Raw genomic sequence first — 3,567 nt, forward strand, 5'->3', positions numbered from 1 at the left:
GGTCGCGGTTCCGCTGATCTTCGGGGTGGCGCCGCTCACCGGGGGCAGCGTCACCGTGAACGGCAGCGACACGCTGCGAATCGTGTCGTTGGGCTTGAGCGAACCGGTCAGCAGGCGGACGTTGTGGTTGGTCCCGGCCACCCAGTCGGCCGCGACGAAGCCGCTCTCGGCCTTGGCGTTGGCCGTGGTCGGGAACGGTAGGTCGACCTGCCAGCTGCCGTCGGCGTTCGCCTGAACGATCGCCCAGACCCGCGTGTTCGGCAGGCCGTCGATCGGGTTGACCGGGGACACCTTCGGCGTGAGGACGCTGTCGTCCAGCTTCACCCCGATCACCGAACCACCGCCACCGGCGGCCTCTGGGGAGATCCAGCCCGTGCCCGACACCCGGATCGCCTTGCCGACGACGACGGCGTCCGGACCGGTGGCGGTGGCGCCGTCGTGGCACTCCCGGTGACGGCCCGGGCGGGCATCGACAGTGCGCCGAGGCCGAGGGCGGCCGCGACCAGGATCGCTCCGGCGCGGCCGATGCCGTGCCGCGACGACGGCCGACGACGGTGCTGCGTCGCCAGCGGTTCGAGGGCAGTTGCCACGTGGGTACTCCTTGTGCGTGGGTGAACATACGGGACGGTTCCCAGGGTCACCGGTCCTCGTCCCGACCAAATCATCCTATGGTATTTAGGTAAGACTTACCTAGTGTCCTATAAGAACCCAGATGGCGGACGGACAACATTCGAGGTCCCCCGGACAGCACCTGTGACAACACCCGCCGGGCAGGCTGGCGCCACCGAGTCGAAAGGTGCCGTCCATGGAGTCCGTCACGCCGCTGTTCCAGCCCACGCCCCGCGCCGCGAAGCCGAAGCGATCGGGAAGGCTGTGGGAGACGCTCGACTACGAGCTGCTCGTCGAGGGCATCCGCGAGGGACTCGACGTTCCCGCGCTGGCCGAGCGCGTCGGGCGCGTCGAGAGCTCGGTCTGGCAGCGCCTGCGCCGGCTGGTCCCGCTGCCCCAGCGGGGCTGCCTGGCCGATCAGCTGCTGCCCGTGCTGCGGACGGCCCTGGCCGACCCGGCGTACGACTGGCAGGCCGAGATGCGATTGACTCCTCCCCCGGCGCCGATCGTCCGGAAGGAGATCGTGCACAACGGCCTGGATGGGCTCACCGCGGACGACGCGGTAGCCATCGCCTACGCGCTGCTCGCCTCCGGCGGGGACGACGAGGCCGCGGTGCTCTCCCGGCTGATGCCGCGACTGGAGGCCGACGACCTGATCGAGGACCTGATCGAGCTGCGTGCCCGGAAGGCCGTCCGAGCCTCGCCGTTCTCCATCGCCGCGGACGCCGCCTGGGCCCACGCCAGCTACTGGGTGCGCGGACGCCGGCCCGACCGTGATCGGTACCGCTCGTACGCGCCCTTCGCGGAACCGACCGGGTGGTAGGGGTGCGCCCCGCCGCTGGGCGGCGCCGGTCGAACTCGGTGCCCGCCGGACCTCTGCGGTGTCGGTGGCCGCCGTGCCGCCACGACACCTTTGCTCGCTCCCTACACTCGCGGCATGAAACATCCCCGTGGACGGCGACGCCGCCTCGCCGGCCTCGCCCTGTCGCTGCTCATGGCCCTGGTCGGATGCTCCTCCGGTCCGCAGCCGGCCGCCTCGCCCACCCCGGAACCGGTGACCGCCCGCGCGCTGGCAGCGCTGGTCGAGGCGCATTTCGGTGCCGGCATGAGCGCGTACGCCGGCGGCGACGCCGAGGCCGTGGTCCTCTACGGTGCCGAGCCGTGGGCGCCGACCCGCGACGTGCGGCTGACCTACGACCGGAACGGACCGTGGTGGGCGAGCGACGACGACACGTGCCGCGATGCGGGAACGGGAACGCCTCCCGTGCAGTGCATGGCGCGCGACGGCGTCCGGATGGGCTGGCAACCGGAGCTGGACGCCGTCTGGGTGGCCTCGCCGCGGGCGAACGGCGTGGTGACCGCTGCGCTGGGCAACGTGCGGCTGCCGACGGATCCGCGTCGGGGTGAGCTGCCCGAGGAGGTGAGCACCCTGATCGCCCTGGCGAAGGATCCCCGTGCGGACGCCGCCACGGTGGCCGGGCAGCTGGATACGACGACCCCGTGGACCGACGATCCGACCTGCTCCTCGGCGCCGCTGGCGCCGTTGGCCACCGCGCCGCCACGATCCGCGGAGCAGCCCCAGCCACCGACGCCCGGGGCGTTCGTCGCCCTGATCGCCGAACGGGTCCGCGGCACCTGCGGGTGGGGCACCGTCGGCGGCTCGGGGGAACCCGGCGTCACCGGCACCCTCTACCTCGGGGGCGGCGACAGCGAGCGGGTCACCGCGGCGGTGACCACGAAGATGCCTCCCTGCCGGGGCATGGATGCCTGCGAGAAGCGGGGCGAGCTGGCCGTCGCCTGGCAGTTCGACGTGCCCGAGGAGTACCCCGCCACCGTTCGGGTGAGTCGAGCGATCCCGGGCGGACAGCTGGTGATCACGCACACGAGCCGGCGTGCGGACGCCACCACCAGGGCCTTCCCGGTGCCGCTGGAGACCCTGCTGGTGCTGGCCGGCGACGACCGGTTCGGCTTCACGGTCGACCCGGCGTTGAATCGCGCGGGCGCGGAGCTGCCGCTGTCCTGGCGGCTGATCGCGCCCACCGGCGAATGACGTCTCCTCCCGGGCCGACGCCTGCGGTTCTCCGCTCGGTCAGCCGATCGTCATCGACCTGCGACGGACGCGGGTCGAGCGCGCCCGGATGACGCGGGTCGCGCGTCCGCCCCGGCCAGCCAGGTCCGCGGTGAACAGCCGACCCGCTGGGTGAAGACCCGCGAGAACGAGCTGCCGGTATAGCCCAGCTCGGCGGCCACCCGGGCGACCGGATGTCCGCGGCGGAGCAGTTGTTGACCCACCATGATCCGCCACCCGGTGAGGTAGTCGAGGGGGCTGCTGCCGACCACCTCGGTGAACCGCGCCGCGAAGGCGCTGCGCGACATCTGCGCCGTCCGGCCCAGTTCGGCCAGCGTCCAGGGGTGGCCGGGATCGGCGTGGACGGCCGCCAGGGCGCGGGCGATCCGCGGGTCGGCCATGCCGCCGAGCAGTCCCGGGGGCAGGCCCACCCGGTGGGGATGGTCGAACAGCCAGCGCAGCAGCTTGATCAGGGTGATCTCGAACAGCCGGTCCGCGACGTGCCGATGCCCGCAGCGGAACTCGTCGATCTCGTGAAACAGCAGCTCCAGCGCACGATCCAGCCCGGAGACCTCGCCGATCGGCACGGTGAGCACGTCCGGGAGCGCCCGGACCAGCGGATTGTCCTCCGCACCGTCGAACTCGAGCGCGGCGCAGGCGAGTTCCACCCCGGCGGCGGCGGTGCTGAAGACGTGTTCGTGCGGACGCGGGTAGAACAACAGGCTCGGTTCGGTGAGCACTCGGGGCGAGCGGCCGGGACCGTCGAGGACGGTGAGTTCGCCGGCGCGCAGGATGTGCAGGAAGCCGCGACCGGGGACGACGTCGAACCGCCGCAGCCCGCACAGCGCACCGGTGTGGAACTGACGTGCCCGGACGCTGAACCGGTCGAG

The 3,567-nt window shown here is 72.4% G+C and carries 4 protein-coding genes; 2 read left to right on the top strand and 2 right to left on the bottom strand.

The window, feature by feature from the left end; translation table 11 throughout:
- The coding region (locus WMK75_RS18605; protein ID WP_347269068.1) for a hypothetical protein at positions 1–384 on the bottom strand (384 nt) is incomplete at its 3' end.
- A 421-nt stretch (positions 385–805) separates the two neighbouring features.
- Between WMK75_RS18605 and WMK75_RS18610 the strand changes: the two genes are divergently transcribed.
- Together WMK75_RS18610 and WMK75_RS18615 are read left to right on the top strand one after the other, a co-directional pair.
- Complete coding sequence (locus WMK75_RS18610; RefSeq protein WP_347269069.1) at positions 806–1,432, top strand: hypothetical protein; 627 nt, start codon at positions 806–808, stop codon at positions 1,430–1,432.
- Between the two features lie 114 nt (positions 1,433–1,546).
- Positions 1,547–2,659 carry a hypothetical protein gene (locus WMK75_RS18615; RefSeq protein WP_347269070.1) on the top strand — a complete coding sequence of 371 codons (1,113 nt, stop codon included), beginning with the start codon at positions 1,547–1,549 and terminating at the stop codon, positions 2,657–2,659.
- 50 nt (positions 2,660–2,709) lie between these two features.
- On the opposite strand, the gene WMK75_RS18620 is transcribed toward WMK75_RS18615, so the two are convergent.
- Positions 2,710–3,567: AraC family transcriptional regulator (locus WMK75_RS18620; RefSeq protein ID WP_347269071.1), on the bottom strand; the 858-nt coding region annotated here is incomplete at its 5' end.

Origin of the sequence: Paracoccus sp. (in: a-proteobacteria) (assembly GCF_039808215.1) — a bacterium.
GTDB lineage: Bacteria > Pseudomonadota > Alphaproteobacteria > Rhodobacterales > Rhodobacteraceae > Paracoccus.

What these genes read in the sequence shown, in the direction of transcription:
- WMK75_RS18610 (WP_347269069.1), top strand. Translation starts at nt 806, where the DNA reads ATGGAGTCCGTCACGCCGCTGTTCCAGCCCACGCCCCGCGCCGCGAAG.
- WMK75_RS18615 (WP_347269070.1), top strand. Translation starts at nt 1,547, where the DNA reads ATGAAACATCCCCGTGGACGGCGACGCCGCCTCGCCGGCCTCGCCCTG.